The sequence below is a fragment of the Paenibacillus sp. NPDC057886 genome, assembly GCF_042796655.1.
Taxonomy (GTDB): Bacteria; Bacillota; Bacilli; order Paenibacillales; family Paenibacillaceae; genus Paenibacillus.
The window spans coordinates 237,411-255,323 of sequence record NZ_JBHVMZ010000009.1; the positions used below are offsets into that span (position 1 = coordinate 237,411).

At 44.6% G+C, this 17,913-nt stretch carries 23 protein-coding genes; 3 read left to right on the forward strand and 20 right to left on the reverse strand.

The features are described 5' to 3' along the window. Positions 1-12 precede the first annotated feature (12 nt). The 8 genes from ACFVQB_RS27505 to ACFVQB_RS27540 form a co-directional block, all read right to left on the reverse strand. On the reverse strand, positions 13-726 hold the full coding sequence (locus ACFVQB_RS27505; RefSeq protein ID WP_379447070.1) for an AAA family ATPase: 714 nt from the start codon (positions 724-726) through the stop codon (positions 13-15). 41 nt (positions 727-767) lie between these two features. Further along, entirely contained in the window at positions 768-1,094 is a 327-nt protein-coding gene (locus ACFVQB_RS27510; RefSeq protein WP_379447071.1) for an Mpo1-like protein, read from the reverse strand. Between the two features lie 20 nt (positions 1,095-1,114). Continuing rightward, entirely contained in the window at positions 1,115-1,282 is a 168-nt protein-coding gene (locus ACFVQB_RS27515) for a hypothetical protein (RefSeq protein WP_379447072.1), read from the reverse strand. Positions 1,283-1,404: 122 nt separating this feature from the next. Further along, positions 1,405-2,418, reverse strand: coding sequence for a GtrA family protein (locus tag ACFVQB_RS27520; RefSeq protein WP_379447073.1), 1,014 nt, complete (start codon positions 2,416-2,418; stop codon positions 1,405-1,407). Between the two features lie 2 nt (positions 2,419-2,420). Continuing rightward, positions 2,421-3,407 carry a phosphodiester glycosidase family protein gene (locus ACFVQB_RS27525; RefSeq protein WP_379447074.1) on the reverse strand — a complete coding sequence of 329 codons (987 nt, stop codon included), beginning with the start codon at positions 3,405-3,407 and terminating at the stop codon, positions 2,421-2,423. 218 nt (positions 3,408-3,625) lie between these two features. Further along, complete coding sequence (locus tag ACFVQB_RS27530; protein ID WP_379447075.1) at positions 3,626-4,579, reverse strand: radical SAM protein; 954 nt, start codon at positions 4,577-4,579, stop codon at positions 3,626-3,628. Positions 4,580-4,892: 313 nt separating this feature from the next. Next, positions 4,893-5,201 (reverse strand): hypothetical protein, encoded by a 309-nt coding sequence (locus tag ACFVQB_RS27535; protein ID WP_379447076.1) that lies wholly within the window; start codon positions 5,199-5,201, stop codon positions 4,893-4,895. A gap of 21 nt (positions 5,202-5,222) precedes the next feature. After that, positions 5,223-5,879 (reverse strand): pyridoxine/pyridoxamine 5'-phosphate oxidase, encoded by a 657-nt coding sequence (locus ACFVQB_RS27540; protein ID WP_379447077.1) that lies wholly within the window; start codon positions 5,877-5,879, stop codon positions 5,223-5,225. Positions 5,880-6,158: 279 nt separating this feature from the next. Here ACFVQB_RS27540 and ACFVQB_RS27545 point away from each other — a divergent pair, with 279 nt between their 5' ends. Next, complete coding sequence (locus ACFVQB_RS27545; RefSeq protein WP_379447078.1) at positions 6,159-6,605, forward strand: GNAT family N-acetyltransferase; 447 nt, start codon at positions 6,159-6,161, stop codon at positions 6,603-6,605. A gap of 96 nt (positions 6,606-6,701) precedes the next feature. On the opposite strand, the gene ACFVQB_RS27550 is transcribed toward ACFVQB_RS27545, so the two are convergent. From ACFVQB_RS27550 to ACFVQB_RS27600, 11 genes are all read right to left on the reverse strand, one after another. Further along, positions 6,702-7,316, reverse strand: a complete 615-nt coding sequence (locus tag ACFVQB_RS27550; protein WP_379447079.1) for a histidine phosphatase family protein — start codon at positions 7,314-7,316, stop codon at positions 6,702-6,704. A 79-nt stretch (positions 7,317-7,395) separates the two neighbouring features. Then, entirely contained in the window at positions 7,396-7,479 is an 84-nt protein-coding gene (locus ACFVQB_RS27555) for a DUF2569 family protein (protein ID WP_379447144.1), read from the reverse strand. A 94-nt stretch (positions 7,480-7,573) separates the two neighbouring features. Then, the gene (locus ACFVQB_RS27560; RefSeq protein ID WP_379447080.1) at positions 7,574-7,867 is read right to left on the reverse strand and encodes an RNA polymerase alpha subunit C-terminal domain-containing protein; all 294 of its coding nucleotides are present in this window, start codon (positions 7,865-7,867) and stop codon (positions 7,574-7,576) included. 42 nt (positions 7,868-7,909) lie between these two features. Further along, positions 7,910-8,887, reverse strand: coding sequence for a GNAT family N-acetyltransferase (locus tag ACFVQB_RS27565; protein ID WP_379447081.1), 978 nt, complete (start codon positions 8,885-8,887; stop codon positions 7,910-7,912). A 62-nt stretch (positions 8,888-8,949) separates the two neighbouring features. Beyond that, positions 8,950-9,990, reverse strand: coding sequence for an alpha/beta fold hydrolase (locus ACFVQB_RS27570; protein ID WP_379447082.1), 1,041 nt, complete (start codon positions 9,988-9,990; stop codon positions 8,950-8,952). Between the two features lie 82 nt (positions 9,991-10,072). After that, positions 10,073-10,579 carry a DUF4275 family protein gene (locus ACFVQB_RS27575; RefSeq protein ID WP_379447083.1) on the reverse strand — a complete coding sequence of 169 codons (507 nt, stop codon included), beginning with the start codon at positions 10,577-10,579 and terminating at the stop codon, positions 10,073-10,075. 62 nt (positions 10,580-10,641) lie between these two features. After that, positions 10,642-11,181, reverse strand: a complete 540-nt coding sequence (locus ACFVQB_RS27580) for an NUDIX hydrolase (protein ID WP_379447084.1) — start codon at positions 11,179-11,181, stop codon at positions 10,642-10,644. A 197-nt stretch (positions 11,182-11,378) separates the two neighbouring features. Beyond that, positions 11,379-12,056, reverse strand: a complete 678-nt coding sequence (locus tag ACFVQB_RS27585; RefSeq protein WP_379447085.1) for an ABC transporter ATP-binding protein — start codon at positions 12,054-12,056, stop codon at positions 11,379-11,381. Next, positions 12,053-13,177, reverse strand: a complete 1,125-nt coding sequence (locus ACFVQB_RS27590; RefSeq protein WP_379447086.1) for an ABC transporter permease — start codon at positions 13,175-13,177, stop codon at positions 12,053-12,055. The genes ACFVQB_RS27585 and ACFVQB_RS27590 overlap by 4 nt, the downstream gene beginning before the upstream one ends. Before the next feature lie 67 nt (positions 13,178-13,244). Further along, positions 13,245-14,621 (reverse strand): sensor histidine kinase, encoded by a 1,377-nt coding sequence (locus tag ACFVQB_RS27595; protein WP_379447087.1) that lies wholly within the window; start codon positions 14,619-14,621, stop codon positions 13,245-13,247. Then, entirely contained in the window at positions 14,618-15,295 is a 678-nt protein-coding gene (locus ACFVQB_RS27600; RefSeq protein ID WP_079346508.1) for a response regulator transcription factor, read from the reverse strand. Before ACFVQB_RS27600 ends, ACFVQB_RS27595 begins: the two co-directional genes overlap by 4 nt. Positions 15,296-15,599: 304 nt before the next feature. Here ACFVQB_RS27600 and ACFVQB_RS27605 point away from each other — a divergent pair, with 304 nt between their 5' ends. Next, entirely contained in the window at positions 15,600-16,568 is a 969-nt protein-coding gene (locus tag ACFVQB_RS27605) for a cation diffusion facilitator family transporter (RefSeq protein WP_379447088.1), read from the forward strand. A gap of 498 nt (positions 16,569-17,066) precedes the next feature. Then, complete coding sequence (locus tag ACFVQB_RS27610; protein ID WP_379447089.1) at positions 17,067-17,495, forward strand: hypothetical protein; 429 nt, start codon at positions 17,067-17,069, stop codon at positions 17,493-17,495. 93 nt (positions 17,496-17,588) lie between these two features. Here ACFVQB_RS27610 and ACFVQB_RS27615 read toward each other — a convergent pair whose 3' ends face one another. Continuing rightward, positions 17,589-17,888 (reverse strand): SHOCT domain-containing protein, encoded by a 300-nt coding sequence (locus ACFVQB_RS27615; protein WP_379447090.1) that lies wholly within the window; start codon positions 17,886-17,888, stop codon positions 17,589-17,591. Positions 17,889-17,913 lie beyond the last annotated feature (25 nt).

The following is a 17,913-nucleotide window of genomic DNA, read 5'->3' on the forward strand; positions in this document are numbered from 1 at the left end:
AATAAAAACCAATTAGTCCCTGAACAATTCGTTCAGCATCCGGTCGCGGTTTTCCAGGAAACTGCGGGTGATCTGATAATGCTCTGTATCCTCATACTCCACTTCCTGAATCCCACCATCGTCAAAACTCAGAATGCATGCTCCCGGATATCCCAATAGAATCGGCGAATGCGTCGCGATAATGAATTGGGAATTGTCTGATAGATCGTGAAGAATGCGCAACAAGGAGAGTTGGCGGGCTGGAGATAAGGCGGCTTCAGGCTCATCGAGCAGATAGATGCCTTTGGAATTGAATCGGTTCACAAATAGATTGAGAAAAGACTCCCCATGGGATTGTTCATGCAACGAACGCCCACCATAATACTTAAGCGACTGCGGCCCCATCTCATCGACATGCGATGCAAATTGATAGAAGGACTCCGAGCGCATGAAGAAACCATTCGTAATTTTGGGCAACCAGGCCAGTCTTAGATAATTCCCGAGCGACGATTCTGCAGCATCAATCTCAAATGCATTATTCCTCCCGCCCCCGGCTGTATTGAATCCACATTGATGAGCGATGCCTTCCAGCAATGTGGATTTGCCCGATCCATTTTCACCAACAAAGAAAGTAATGTTATTGTTGAATTCCAATCGCTCCAATGACTGTATGGACGGTATATGAAACGGATATTGATCCGGATTTTCGACTTTAGCAGACAGTAACTCCACACTTCGAAGATACATAGACACACTCCTATTTTTATAAAGTTGGACTTCTGCTGGTTTCAGTCCTGTTTATTAATCCACGGATGGATGATTTCTTTGCGGGTGATGATCTCAATGGTCTTGATAAAAAACCAGGTGAACCCGGCATAAAAACCGATATGCGGATAATGGAATGCCGCCGGTTTGTTGCCTTCGTAATAGAAGTGCCCAATCCAGGACAGGGCGTAATGGATAAGAGCCAGAACCAGCATGACTTTGATATTAATGAACAAGAAAATCCAGGCCACAAACGCCGATAAAAATGCGAAATAATGCAAGCTGAGATTGTTCTGATCCTGATGTTCCTGAAGATAATAACGCAAATCTTTGCGAACACGTTTCAACATCCAGTCACACTCATTTCACCTTAAAATGTGATCATGGCACCTTTTTCATCGAATACGGCGGTTGGATTCCAAGTGACTTCTGCACTGAATGTCATACCCGTATCTTTCTCAAGCTCCTGAATGGGATATAACGATAACAATAGGCCTGTCGTTTCAAAGACACTGTACTGATAATGGTACGAATTCATCCATATAAGCTTCCAGTTCATTACACAAAATGACTACCTCCATCGTACCCCATAACGCAGTAAACATGAAACGGTTTTGAATAAAAAAAAGAGAGCAAGCGGTATGCTCACTCTATCTGTGTTTAATATACAAATCTGCGCTGCGCCCAATAGCTGAACACAAAGATTGACACCTCCGTTAACAGCTTGGCTGCAATCAGCGGTATAATCAATTTTTCATTGTAGAAGTACAACAATCCGTAATTTAATAGCAGCACCAGAATGACCAGTGAGAAGTATTTCGGTAAAGACTGACGGACTCTGGACGTTTTTCCGGCTGAGAATACATACTTCCGATTGATCGTATAGTTGAAGATGGAGCTGCACAGCCTCGCTGCAACAACCGATAGGAACAGATTATGTGTGAAGTACTGGATCACGAACAGTAAGCCAAAATCGATCAGCGCCGATAACACCGAAGACGTACTGAACATCAGAATCGGCATATAAATGCGGAATGAATCTACTAATGGGCGAAAATGAGAGGATTTGTTATGATCCAGATAGACCGTATCAATAAACTCCTCCGTGATCTCATACCCTTCTTTATGCGCTGTTAGCAGCATGTTCATCTCGTATTCAAATCGTTCCCCCGGTATCTGGCACAGCCAGTCCAGCATCGAGTACGGAAAACCTCGCAGGCCTGTCTGTGTATCATATACTTTCGTACCTGTCGTGAGAGAAAAGACGCCTCGTGTGACCGTGTTGCCAAAACGACTGCGTGCTGGAATGGTTCCACTGAACCGACGGCTACCCAGTACAATACCCGGCGTAGTCTGCTCCAATAGTACATCAAAGATGCGTTTGATATCATGCGGCAGATGTTGTCCGTCACTGTCTGCGCACACAATACCGCCCTGTGGGCCATGTTCCTTGATATGTTGGAATCCTGTCTTGAGTGCACGTCCCTTGCCCAGATTAACCGTATGTGTCAGGACCGCACATCCATAGGCTTCTGCCGTCTCGAAGATCCCCCGGTAACCCGGACTGCTGCCATCATCTACAATGACAATGGGTCCTAACTGAAACGTCTGCAACTGTAACACCAGATTCAATAAACGAACATCCGGTTCGTATGATGGAATTAATATGGTCATGATCATTGCCCCTCCTTCAGATAAAGGATGTCACTTACGCCGCGTTCCTGGTTTCTCCCCAGCGGATTATTAACAACCCGACCCATGAAGTACATCGTAGATGAACCGCCGCCGTCCAGATTGTAGGCTTCCGTTGCTCCCAGACCTTTCATGACATCAGCGAGCTCTGCCAGCGTCATACCACGGCTGTCATCCTGCCGTCCGTCCACCACAACGAATACATAATGATTTGGGGCAATCATGCCGATCGCCGTTCTTGGATTCGCATCCTGAATCGATCGGTTACCGAAGTTGTTATCGATTTTCACACTGCTAAAATCACTTACGATCTCACCGTCCTGAATTAGAATAGGCCCAAAAGATAACGTATTGGTCGCGCCTTCCGCCAGCAGTTCCGATGAGGAAACTTCCGTCTCGTTGTACGTCTTCATCGTGCCATCACTGAACAACGCCATCGCATCACGCACCGGATCATCCCGATATACCGTACCATTGCGGATAATTACACCATCATCACGGAAGCCGTAATAGTCACCATTGATCGCAAAGATGGCATTGTTGGCCGCTGCAATCTCTGAAGTGTTTTCGGTAATATTCGTACCAAAGCTGTTATCTGCCAGAGCCGAGCGCAGGCTGCTCGCATCTGTCAGCTGTACATCTGCGACGTAATACGTAATCTGATCTGAGCCGGAGCCCGTCTGCACCTTGTCGATCTTGACCTGCATATCATCGCTGGAATAGTTCCAGTCATCTGACGTTGCATTCACTTCAGTCTCCGGAGTTGAAGTATCGCTGGAGGCGCTGGTTGCTGATGTATTGTCACCCGCTACAACAACCTGTACATGCCGGATTAAGTAGCGATCTGCCAGACTGTATATCACGGTACCAATGCCCAGAACAATAACAAGGGTGATCATCAGCCATTTGCGCCTTGGCTTTGCATTTTTATATGGATCGTTCTCGTTGGTTTTTGGATAGATCTTCATCATGTGAAGTTCACCTCTTCATCTAAGTTCTTAAGGCTCATCATAGGCGGGCTAGCTTAAATGAATCTGAAACAGGCTGAACGCAAAGAAAGAAGGTCATCTTTTCCCCCATGAGGAGATAAGACAACCTTCCATATAAGTGATAATGATTGATCTCAATCCATATATGTACCCCTAATAGGGACAAGTACGATCCTTACAGCTTTTTATAAACGTGACTGTTAACCAGCAAAAAGAGCATCGTATGCAGGACAGGGCTGCTTTTCTAGATAATCCGTTAACGCTTGAGGCTGCTTGGTATAAATATCCTTCAAAGACGTACCCTCGTAGATATTACCGATCACGACTGGGTGGCATAACTCACATATGAGAATATCCCCATTGCCGTGCAAATGCAGCTGTTTGGTCCCATCCACACAATTGGAGAAGTAGACACCGGGCTGTTCACGCAAACCCAGTTGTTCAGCAAAACGATCCATACAGGTGAAATATAACGTTGTATCTTCCTTCTTGTACTTGATTAACTCGTTTACGGAGTGAATGAGCGATTCCTTGGAGGCAATCTGGCTCCATTGACTATGTGGCATCACAATGCTGTTCTGGATTTCATGGATGCGCACACCCAGTTCATAGACTTTATCGCTAATGGCCTGCATGTTCGCTTGGGTGCCTTCAAATAGCAGCGTTTCTAGCACAGTCTCCAGCCCCGCTTCAGTACATAGACGGATGTTGTGCTCCAATCGCTCATACATGCGGGGATGTACACGGTAATAGGCAGCGTATGCATCCCGATCTGTATAGTTGAACGAAATATGAATATTGGACAAGCCTGCATCACGTAAAGCATGAATCCGTTCTTCTGTCAGCAGGCTAGCATTGGTATTTAATTGCGTGTCGATGCCATGTGCCCCGCAGTACGTCACAATCTCCAGACAATCCTTATATTTCAGAGTCACCTCTCCCCCGGACAAACGCACCCGCTTTAGTCGCGGAAGCTCACGGATAATTCGGATAACCTCCTGACCGCTTATGCACTGCCCATCGTCCCGATTGTAGGCACAGCAATAGTCGCATTTGTAATTGCAATTGGAGGTCACGCCAACCTCCAGTCCTTCCAGTTCATATACGCCGGGTGTTTCAAGCTCAAGTGATTTATATCTGTTTTTCGCTGTCAAATCAATGTACCTCCCGATTCCTTATCCATGTTTTTTCAACTTGGAGATTATAGCGGATCTCGGTCGATACACGATATGACATTATGTACGCTGGGATGTGAAGTACAGAGTAACCCCCAGCCATTTTATTGAGTTTCAGTCCTTCTAAACTCAGGAAAATATGCAAAATAGGTAATGGGCCTAAGGAGAATTCGTTCTGTTTCCAATATCGGAAATGGGTCAAAATAACTTTCAATAGACTTCATATGTATGCCTCCCCGGCTTATTCAAATTAGTTTAGCAACCGTTGCTGATAAGGAATCACTCTGTCCCGTTATTCTGTTTTGTTCCGGCTTTCCGCTTCTTGATCTACAATTCCATTACTCACAAATCGCTTGAGACTTTCTCTGGTTTTGGAGCTGATTGTTTCATATTCCGCCCATATTAAATAGAACAGGCCCAGGATTAAAGCAGCTATACTCCAACTTTGCGGAGCGGTTCCAACATAATTCAGCATCTCCTGAAACAATTCCGAATTCCACGAAGCTATACCAGAACCAAAAATGGCAGCACTCAAATATCGAACACCGTACAGAAATGCCGCTATGACCAGCAGAAGTGTCCCTGTAGTTCTACGACTCACACATATTCCCCCTTTATAAAATCACGGCCATAACCTCTGGTGCTTCCATTGCCCTTGATGCAGAATATATTGAATTCGCACATGCTTTCGTTCCGAGTCTCCCTGCCAGAACTCAACTTCCTTTGCGTTCACGGCGTATAGTCTCCAATTCGGTGTCACAACATCAGGATCTCGGCTGATTCGTTCCTTCTGAGCGGCAATGGCGTGTTCCAATTCTTCCTCGCTCTCCAGCTCCTGACTCTGTCGTCCTGTCATCGCAACTGCGCGTGCCCCTGCCGATCTTTTCCGAAAATCCGCCGCACCTGCTTCCTCGCCCATATCCACGGCTTCTCCCCTTATGCGGATCTGCCTGCCCAATGTAGGCCAGTAAAAGGTCAGTGCCACATGCGGATTGCTCTCCAGTTGCTGTCCTTTTCGACTCTCCGAGCCAGATGCAAAATAAAAAGCTTCGTCAACTACGTCTTTCAAAATCAATACTCGTGCATCTGGAAAACCATTCGAGTCCACTGTCGAGATCGTCATCGCCTGGGGTTCTTTCACCTCATGATCAATGGCCAGTCTCAGCCATTCCAGAAAAAGCTCCCCTGGTTGATCCGGTAACTGTTCGGTATCCCAAGTCGGAAAAGATCCAGACAAGGACTTCAACCCACGCAACAAATCACTCGGTTTATCACTCATATCGGCAACCCCCTTAGACTTCCATTTCATTCCATTGTAGCGTAGTAGGCCATTTTCTCAAATATTTGTTTTGAAATGATTGATATGTTCAATCTATTTTCTCTGATAAAAGAAGGATATACTAAGCAAAAAAGCAAATAAGCTACATTAGAGTTTTTTCATTTCGAAAGGAGTGATGTGGTATGAAGAATAACCATGTTGCAATGGTTTTTAGGAAGGATACGAAGTAACCGCAGAGGATAAATTCCTCTGCGAAGTAAAATTTGGGAGGAATTTTGTATGGTAGTTGTATTAAAGCCAGTGTCTAATGAAAATTGGTATGAATGTACCCAGCTTAAAGTTAAGCCAGAGCAGCATAATATCTTTCCTGCACCTGTCGTTTATTGGATTGCTGAATCTAAATATGTTGATGATTTTGAATTACGTGCTATTTACTCGGAAGAGGTTTTAGTCGGTTTTATCGTATTCTGTGCGAATCCAGACAAGGATGATAACTATTGGATTCCTGCCATAATGATTGACGAGAAGCATCAAGGAAAAGGTTATGGCAAGGCAGCAATGAAAACTTTGATTCAGCTTATGAGTATTTCAAATTGCACAAGAATAATGATTGGACACCGACCAGACAATCGAATTGCGGGAATGTTGTATGAATCTTTAGGGTTTATAAAAACTAGTGAAGAAGTAATAGATGGTGAAATAGTACGTCTGCTTAAGATCAATTAAATAATATATATAAAGACTGACGGCACCTGTCGGCAGTCTTTATTATGACTAAAAAGAATTAACTGTTGTGAAAATTGTTTTTATATACAACCTTTTCTAACCTAGATGACTCATCATATTCGTGCTGCTAAACTCCCAACCATCTACTCCTTTTTCAACCGTATGAACGCTGGTATTCCCAATAGAATAAAACTCCGATGTATTGGTCCACTTTTGGTTTCCTAAGAGATAATAAAGGATATTGATTACTCCACCGTGCGTGACCAGTAGAACATTGGATTTGATCTGTTGCTCCTCTATACTTCGGCATAAATCCCGAAAGGATGTACATATTCTGTTATAAAAATTTCGAGGACTTTCTCCTCCTGGGAACGGGGTATCCATTCCAAGAGTGTTAAAATATACTCCTTCATATTTCACTTCTGCTTCCTTATTTGGCATTCCAGCCAAATCTCCATTGTTCATTTCTCTCCAGTCTTTCAGGTAATGCCCTTTGATGTTCAACCTTTTTTCAAGCTCTTTTGTAGTCTGTACTGCACGCGGAAGATCACTGCTAATCACCGTGTTTATCTTATATTTTTCTGAATGATGGTACAGGTAATCTCCGAGTCCCTCAGATTGAGTAACACCTTCTTCAATGAGCCCTCGCTGACTCCAGCCACCTCTGTAGCCCTCCTCATCCATTCCATGCCTTACTAAGAAAATTTTCAAGATATCTCCTCCTCTATTTGAATCCTCTTATAACAAATCCCGGCCTTAGATCTTCCATCTTAGGTCGGGGCTTATGTTTTTATCTGACAAACGTATTATGAACTCGATCTGACTTTATAAGGTAAGGGATCCATATGGCACAGGTGAGTACTGTCTGAACTATTCCTCTAACAAACTTCCATCCTCAAGTTCTACCGCCATAGGAAGCGATAAGATACCAATTTAACCAAATCAATCGATTAACCAACAAAAGAAGGTTACTCTTTAAAAGATAATCCCTCTTCTTCAAGTGCTTGTTTAAGTTTTGGCATCGCAGAAGGCCCGATCCCGTGCAGCTTCAAAATCTCTTTTTCTGCGTATTGCGAGAGTAGTCGTAACGTCGTAATTCCCTGATTCTCTAACGCGCGTCTGGCGGGTGCCGATAGCAATGCAAAAAATCCCTCTTTCGGTTTTCGTTCCATCTCACAGACCGGACAGGTCGGACAATCGCTACTTTTGTAATAGGAATGCCCTTGTTCGCATGTTCTTAGTGTTCCTTTAGTGTTTGCCATGTTAGTCACCCTTTCTGTTTATCGGATAACGAGATTCATACGTTATAACACCTTTTGAAAACTACCAATATCCAATCTGCGATCAAATTTATATCCCACTCCTTTAAACATCGCACATTGCTCATATCCATGCTTTTCGAACAGGGACTTGCTACGTGTGTTTTCCATGCATACCGTAGCAATCAAGGTGTAAAATCCTTGCTCGCGTGCAACATTTTCTATAAATCGCAGTGCCGTTCCACCAATGCCCTTCCCTACAATATCCGGTTTCAAGTAAATGGTTACTTCTCCCGAGAAGTCGTAGGCTTGTTTGCTCTTGTATTGGGTAATTAGCACATACCCTTTAATTTCGTTCTCTTCTTTAATGACAAACGATTTAAAACGCGGATTTTTGTTCATGACAGATGCTTTGATTTCTTCCAGGGTCAATTCTTCAGTATGAAATGAGATAGTCGTGTTGGAGACATAGTAATTATATAATTCCCTGACTTCATTCAAATCCTGCTCCGTTATTTCTTCAAAAGAGTAGATAGGCATTTCCATTTTCATACTGATAAATAACATGTCTTCGCCATTCACTTTGCTATAAAACTCCTTATCTCTTTTAAAGCCTGTCCGCTCATACACTTTAATTGCTCGTTCGTTGAATGTGGCAACAACCAGCCGAAACTGAGAACTTTTGAAATGGTTTTGCAAGAATACTAAACTTTGTTTAAGGAATACAGATCCTATCTTTTGTCCTGTCAGATCTGGATCTAATCCAAGGCCTATATCCAGATATCCTTCTTCTTGATACAGTCCGATTGAGGTTCCTCCCGGAACTCGAGCTGATTCCCCACAACAAATAAATCCCACTACCCTCTCAAGTTCATCCAGGACTGAAAAGTACTCCCCATTCATCAATTCTTGAATATCTTCATTGGATTCAGAGAAACTGTACATCGCGTATTCATTTTCATACTTCCAGGTAACGATTTTTTCTGCATCAGCTATTTTCATTGGATGATAGGATAAAAGCATGAATAATCCCCCTTTTTATACACTTACGAGCTTCAAATTCTTTTCCCTTCGAATGAAACACTTTATTTCAAACGGTCTACTATCCCCATCAACCACGCTGCAAATCGTTCTTTCTCCTCGAACTGTGGATAATGGGCCGACTCTTCAAATACAACAAAATCTTTTTCGGGTGCTCCAAGTACTTCGAAATACTCCCGTGCCGCTTTCACAGATGTCATATAATCATATTTCCCCATAACAAAATAAGTCGGAAGCTCCAGTTGTTCTACAATGTCTGGCAAATGGTTGGCGGACTCTTCCTTCATGAGAATTTCCTGTGTAGCCTGCACACCCATGGAATACCTAATTACATCAAGCGCATTATATTCGGTTCCCAGTAGAAAGCCAAGCGTATAATCCCTGTTGTCGTCAATCAGCCTGGCTGCACCGCCATACTTGCGAACCAGATCTCTTGGCGTGTACTTTTCTCCTCGCTCGATTGAATCGCGAAGAAGCTCCAGACTTTCCACATCTTCTGTATTGCCTGCTTGTTTCGCTTGTGTGATCGTATATTCCAAACTATCCAGCTCACTCTGAGGAGTATCCGCCATTTGTCCAATACCTATATAAGCCATGAATTTGTCCGGTGCTTTGGCCGCCGCTTTTGTTCCTATGTATGTACCAAATGAATGACCGACTAACACAACCTTCTCTTGTCCCAGCTCGGCAGTGACGTAATCCGTTAAAGAGAGCAAATCATCTACAAGCACATCCGAAGTCACATCTGAATATTCCTCCATAAAATGATATGACTTTCCACTTCCACGTTGATCATAATGCACAATGGTAAAATGTTGCTCAAGTTCCTGCTGATACTTCCTTACATAAGGGATCTCGGAGCAACCTGGACCACCATGCACGAAAAGAAGGATAGGATTGTTACGATCCGTTCCGCGAATCATAACCTCATAACCTGAGCCATTGATCTCGACCTGTCCTAACGTGCTGATACTATTCTCTCCTTTGATCCCAGGGGTCCATGTGGGAAAGACCAGAGCGAGTATTACGATTAAAAGGATACTAAACATGGCGCGTCTGAATATTTTAATCGACCTCTTACGCATGAGATGGCTCCTCCGGCAGATTATTCGTTTGTTTAAAACGCTGACTCCAAACTCCTCAACTGTTACTCCTTACTCCTCCTTGTTACTTCACTTTATAAAAATACGGTCCGCATCTGGATTCATGGGTATGTACATACGTCCACGTGAACTCTTGGTCAAAGATATAGATGTCCTGTTCTGAATCAAAATCTTCTGCAATGACATTATTCGCATTCTGAAATACCTGTATGAATGGCGTGTGTTGGTACATCACGTACAACTCGTTTTTATTTTCAACATTGAAAGCATCTCGTGCCGCATTGTCTGTTAGGCAATCCTGTTTCTCATAACTGAACAGATGCCACTTGTACTGGCTATAATAGATGGCCTCTCTTACCTCCTCACTGACGTTCTTGGCAAATGCATTGTCCCACTTCTGTATAATTTCTTCGGATTCCTCGCACAATTCAGTCACAAGGACCCCCTTGTCCTCCAAATTTTTGTTATACATATATTTGCGGTGCACAAGCTCGATTCGCGAGTACACCACATTCAGTTCATCGTCCGGTAGAGCATCCAGCAACTCATTAATTTCATCTCTAATCATCATAACCTCCGAAGTTTATAGTATTTAAGATTTAAGGATTTAGAATAAACTAGCATTCATGCTACTTACCGTTTGCCTTCTTCCCGCATCAAATAGGCCAATCGGTACATTTCCGCAATGTCATATCTATTCTGTTCTTCAAATCTCTTGATCGCTTCACCAATCTCCACAACCTCTACGGCAATCACCTGCTCCCCATCTGCCGGATTCAACGGTTGGCCCACAAGTTCAACCTCCCCATAGCCAATGAGTCTCACAAAATGAGGATGTGGAATATGCGGTCTATACGGCTCAGGTGCACTCGACATGCAATGAAATTGTCCAAACACCCGATACGTGATCAACTTGGCTCCGAGCTCCTCCATCACTTCACGTTGGAGTCCATCCATATACTTCTCTCCTACCTCCAACGTTCCTCCCGGCAGTTCCCATTTCCCGTTATCGATCTGAAAAACAACTACTTTATCCCCGACAAACGGGATGATGCTCACATTGCTTACCAGCGTTTCATCCACGATGTCATTCAGTCTAAACTCCGCTCTAACAATCCCCCAATGAATTGATGTACTGAGCGCCGGGAATTGTTCCCGATCCAAAGTCTTCATTTTTCTATCCGATCCTCTCATATGTAAGAATAAATCTTCCAGTTTAAGTCCTATCTCTCATTATAGATCAAAAAAGAAAAAAGAAGGCCACTTTTCCCATCGGGAATCCATGGACCTTCTAAGGTTATATCAGTTGAATTAAAGAAGCTTATAATTGCCACAACGATGACAGAACAACCTTACGCTCACTCTGAGCGCTAATGGTGTACCAGTTTCCCCTTTTCCAAAAAGAGAACCCGATCACATAGCGGCAAAATCCGCTCATCATGCGTAACCATCACCGCACTCTTGCCCTGCTCCTTCACGAGCCGTGCAATCATGCCCACAATATCCAGTCCGCGTTCCGCATCCAGACTGGCTGTCGGTTCATCCGCGAGCAGGACGGCCGGATCATTCATCAAAGCTCTCGCAATGGCAACCCGCTGGCGTTCCCCGCCGGAAAGCTTCTCGGCATATGCCTTACGCCGATGCGATAAGCCTACCGTATCCAGCAGCTCATCGACTCGCTTCGTGATCTTGTTCTTGTCCGTTCCGGCAAGCCTCGCGACCAGTGCCAATTGTTCTTCCACTTTCAGATAAGGAATCAGATTGGCGCTTTGAAAAATAAACCCGAGCTGCTGAAGCCGCACATCGGAAATGTCCTGCTTGTTTTTGCCCATGATCGATGCTCCATCCAGCAGAACCTGTCCCTTCGTCGGTTCAAGGAGTGCACCTGCAATGGACAGAAATGTGCTTTTACCCGAGCCGGAAGGCCCCATCACTGCGACGAGTTCCCCTTCGGCAACCTCAAGGTCCAGCTTATCCAATATCGTCCGTCTGACCCCGCCATCTTCAAAGGTCTGAGTAATTCCCTGCAATACCAATCGGTTTCTCATGCTGCTGTCCTCCCAATCGCATCAAGCGCATCAATTTTGGTAACCTTCCACACCGAGAATAACGAACCCGCCATAGACATGATCACAAATAACACGCAGGTCAGGGCCAATGTGGACAAACCTAATTGAAACGGCATCGAAGCTGGCAAGATGGACGCAAACAGCTGAACCAGCAGAACACTAATCACCAGACTGCCGACGGACAGAACCAATACTTGTAATGATACACTGCCGGCCAAATACGCATTTCGCGTTCCAATGGCTTTCAATATGCCAAATTGACTCGTTTTCTGAATCGTGATGACGTAAAAGAATACCGCAAGCACAAACGCCGAGATCACATATAAAAAGGCAATCATCATGAGCAGCGAGCCCTGCTCTTCTTTGTAACCAGGAATGGCCGATACCGCATCGGACTTCGTAATCACTTCCGTCTTAGGTAATGCCGCACCAAGGCTGTCCACCTTCTCGCCTGCATCCTTAATGGCAATGGTATTGTAAATCGGAGCATGCGAGTCCGCTGTTCCTTGAGAAGCACGTGACCCGGCTTGAATAGCAAGCCATTCCTGCTCGTTCAGGAACACCACGGGAGAGTGACTGAAAGACTCATTTTGCACAAATCCGGCCACCGTCCACTCCCTGCCCGAAGCTTTATCCACCAGGACTGTTCCAATCTTCACGCCGTCTTCAGACAGCTTGTGATCCACCACAACCTGTCCATTCTCCAGATCCGTGATTGGTGATCCTTCGGTTACAGTTGGAGCTAGCCAGCCTTCCGGGTTCACCATGAACAGCGTTACATCAAGCTTCTTCGTGTCGCCAGCTGGACTGACGGTTGTCATTTTTACACCCAGCGGCTCAGCGTTCTCTTGACCTACCACGGAGCGCGTCTGTTCAAGCTCATCCTGCCCCACCTGGGACCGGGTAAAACGATGATTCGAATCCTGTTCCAGAACAAAATGGGTTGCTGCCATATTTTTAATGGAAGCCGCGTTGTCATACGCGAGCCCCTGTGCCAGACCTGTGACAAATAAAACCAGAAATGAAACAAGCACCATAATTGTAGCAATTAACGCATACCGCCCTTTGGCAAACCTCATTTCTCTAATAGCCAAATACATGTTTTCTGACCTCCCTCTTGATAACCCAAGTATAGGAGGCGAAAATGAACGGAAAATGAATAACAGATTACATTTGGGGAAGCGTCACCGTAAAGACTGTTCCTTCAGCTGAACTGGCAACCTCAATCGTACCCTCATGGATTCGGATAATTTTCTGCACAATGGCCAGTCCAAGCCCGGTTCGGCCGGAAGAACGCTCACGTGCACGGTCCACCCGGTAGAAGCGGTCGAACAGGAACGGCAGATGCTCCGCAGCAATCCCATCCCCTGTATCCCGAATATGGATCACACATTGGGAATTTGTCTGCTCGGCACGAATATCAATACTTCTCCCCTGAGGAAGATGATTCACGGCATTACCCAGCAGGTTCATCCATACTTGCATGAGCAGCACTTCATTGCCATATAGCTGGATGGATTCGGGTACCGAAATCCGAAGCAGCAACTCCTTTTCTTCCAGCTGCCATTGCAGTACCTGAACAGCTTGCCGGAATTGATCCCGCAGAGAGAACTTCACTTTGGTCAGATCCTCATGGCCTTGTTCAAGGGAGGACAGAAGCAGCAGTTGTTTACTCAACAAAGACAGATGACGACTCTCCTCCTCGATAATGGAGGCATAGTGCTCCCGTTCTTGTTCAGGCAGATCCCGATCCGCCACCAATTGGGCAAACCCCTGAATCGAGGTCAGCGGTGATTGAATCTCATGTGATACGTTGGACACAAACTGCTGACGCGCCTGATCTACCCGTTCCAACTCACGACTCATGGTCATGAAATGCTGGGCCAGCTGCCCAATCTCATCACGCCGTGTGGTGGACAATTTCAAATTATAGTTTCCTTGGGCAATGCGCTTGGTCGCCTCGGACAGACGTTCAATCGGATTCACCAGATAGCGGGTACTGATTATAAAGAGCAGAATGCTAATGGCAACCGTAAACGCTCCAATCAACGCAAAAAAGATACGTAGTTCACCGAATTGCAAAATGACATCCGGGCGCATAAACAACGCATAACTTGCATTGCCCATCTGTAGATGAACACCGACTGTATTGCTCAATTGATTATCGAAGAATCCGGTAATAAAAGGTTTGCTGGGAAACTCGGCAACACCGTGGTATATCTCACCACTTAATACCCGATCTACAGCCTGCTTGTCCAGATCCTTCTGGCGGAATTCTCGGCCATAGAATTGGTCATTCCCTTTTCCATCCGTCACATAAATTTCGTAACCGAGCGCTGCGGCATTGTTCAGGTAATGCTCTACCGTAGCGGGTTCCTGCTCCACAAACTGCTTCATTTGCGTCGCGATGCCCACCAACTTCTCGTCATTGAATGACTTCAGCTTCGCATGATAATAAATATTCGATAAAAGAAAACCCAGCATGGCGCTGACCAGAATCACGGCGATTGTAATCAGGAATACCCGAAAGTACAGTGATCTCAATGCGCTTTCACCTCAATCTTATAACCAATCCCCCGTACCGTCTGAATGACAAAATCATCCGCATAATCGGCAAAACGATCACGCAGCCGCTTGATATGTACATCCACGGTTCGATCATCTCCTTCATAGTCCGCTCCCCAGACCAACCGAATCAGTTCATCACGCGAGAACAGCCGACCTGGAAACTGGGCAAGTTGAGAGAGCAGCTCGAACTCCTTCATTGGCAAAAAGAGAATGGATTGCCCATCGGAGACCTCCACGTTGTTCCGGTCAATCACGATGCGATTCATGCGAATGATATCACTGGACGTGCGATGGTACCGGCGAAATAATGCCTTAACCCGGTAAACCAGTTCCTCGGGCTCAAAAGGCTTCGTCACATATTCATCCGTACCTCTCAAATACCCGTCTCGCTTGTCGGATAGCTGATCCCGTGCTGTCAGTAGCATAATCGGAATGTCATAATGTTGCCGAATGAAATCACATAACTCCAGTCCGTCCATACCTGGCATCATCACATCCAGGATCGCCAGATCGATCGGCGTTTCTTGCATCACCTTGACCGCTTCCACTCCATCCTGTGCTTCATGCACCCGATACCCTTCCTTGGTCATGACATGCCGGAGGAGTGCTCTAATATTGGCATCGTCGTCGGCCAGAAGCAGATTCTTCATATTGTTGTCCGCCCCTTTTCTGTAAGTTAAAATGAGATATACTCCGCAACATTGATCCTGCACAGATGGTAGCACAAAAGCAACGTAAACCGCCAGCGCACATGCAATGAAGCCCACCCGGCATGTTTATATTTTCTCGAATCTGGTTGACACTATTATGAGCCGCACCTATAATAAAACCATAACATATGAACAAGTGCTCATATATTCATTTTAATAACTTTATCATCGCCGAGGATCACCTTTAGTCACAAAAGAAAACAACTTACATAACGGAGCACGGCTCTAAAGGAGAGGATATTGTATGTCCGGACACCACCACAATCACGACCATGGACACAATCATGCTAGTACCAATAACAAGAAAGTACTTTTGTTTTCCTTTATCATTATTACCGTTTATATGATCGTTGAAGCCGTTGGCGGATTCATGACGAACAGCTTGGCCCTCATCTCCGATGCAGGTCATATGTTGTCTGACTCCATAGCTTTGGGTATCGCTTTGCTGGCGTTCACCTTTGGCGAAAAAGCGGTGAACACAGGCAAAACGTACGGGTATAGACGCTTTGAGATTTTGGCAGCCACGTTAAATGGGGTCACCTTAATCGCCATCTCTCTTTACATCTTCTACGAAGCGATTGGTCGCTTCATTAATCCGCCAGAAGTCGCAACCGTAGGCATGCTGATCATCAGTACCATTGGACTGCTCATCAATATTTTGGTTGCCTGGATTATGATGCGCGGTAGCGATACGGAGAAAAACCTGAATATGCGCGGCGCTTATCTTCACGTCATCAGTGATATGTTGGGATCGGTTGGTGCCATTGCTGCGGCTTTGCTCATGATGTTCTTCGGTTGGGGATGGGCCGATCCACTCGCAAGTGTCATTGTTGCTGTACTGGTCCTGCGCAGTGGATTCTTTGTTACCAAATCATCCTTGCATATCTTGATGGAGGGAACGCCCGCGAATGTCGATGTAAATGACCTTGTGCAAACCATTCAGAAAGTAGATGGCGTCAAAGGCGTGCACGATGTGCATGTCTGGTCTATCACCAGCAACCTGAATGCGCTGACCGCTCATATCGTGGTAGACGGAACGATGGATGTATACGCATCCGAGATGCTTGTTCAGAAGATTGAACATCTGCTCGAGCATAAAGAAATCAAACATGTTACGCTCCAAGTCGAGTCTGAAAAACATTTGCACGATACCTCGGTATTATGTACCGTCAAAGGCGACGCACCGGATGCCCATGCGCATCATCATCATTGAGATGAGTAGCTGTAAATGGAAACAGGATTATTCCCGTAGTGGAATAGTCCTGTTTTTCATTTCAACGTAACTTTAATTTCTTCCGGGTGTTATGTAATACAGATGATATTTTTCAATTAACTTGTACTACACCGTGATTCTCTTAAGATAACGAGGAGGTTAAATTTACCATGGGATACTTCCATAAGTTCATGTCAGTGATCCTTGTACTGATAACGCTCCTTCTATTTCTTAATTACCTGGAGTTAAGGGAAAACAATAGACTACAAAACATCATCATTGAAGGATTGTACAACTAACATTTTTCAACTCATGCACTTCTTTGATCAGATACTCAAGTCTTTTTGATGTTTTTGACGAATCTATGGCATAACGTACAACTGCTACAACGATAAGAAATACAATAAAACATATAATTATTAATATTAAGGCTCCAAAGAGATCCATTTAGATTTACAACTCCTTATTTATACTAAACAATCGAAAGAGGCTACCATTATGACAAACAAAGCGTTTATTTCGATTCTTCTCTTCTTCTTTCTTCTCACGGCCTGTACTTCAAAAGATCCTGCTGAAAATCATGACACTGATGCTATCCCCAAAAATGAGGCTACGCCCATAATAACAAATGTTGAGACTAACTTTCCCGAAAAAGAAGGTTGGATTGTAATTCCTACAGATAGCACAAAGTTAGATGTCACAGTAGAGGTGACCAACGCGGAAACACTTCTTTTCTGGGCTGTTCCAACAGGGACAGAGACTTGGGGAGAACGAGAACTGATTGGCTATGATACTAATGGGAACGATGGTTGGAAGATAACGTGGAATATTACCCGTAAGTCTTTGCATCACCACATGATTGTGCAGGCATTGGGGAGTGATGGTAAGACCATTACCGATGAAACGATAAATATTACGAATGAGTAAGGTTGATGAACGTAAGTTAGAAAAAAATGACGCCAACCTTGATATTGCTTATCTTAGGTCGGCCTCAATCGTTTTAAAGAACTGACTAGTGGTCTATCTGTATTTAGAAAGCAGCTTCTCTTTCTTTTGATCGAATTCATATTCCGAAATGATATTCTTTTCTTTTAATTCACCCAACTGTAGCAGTTGTTCATGCACATTCACAGGTGCCTTTTTTCTCTTGCTAGATATGATCAAGGCTAGGATTGAGAAAAGCAGACCATACAGGACACCCAGAATTCCCATTCCTGCTGCGGCATCCGAACTTTCTTGCGAACTATCTAGAAAAAAAACTGCTATTAATAAAAAATTAAGTACGAACCAAATAAGGCTGATGATTGATAATGCTTTCAATGAATATTCCTCCTAAATGTTATGT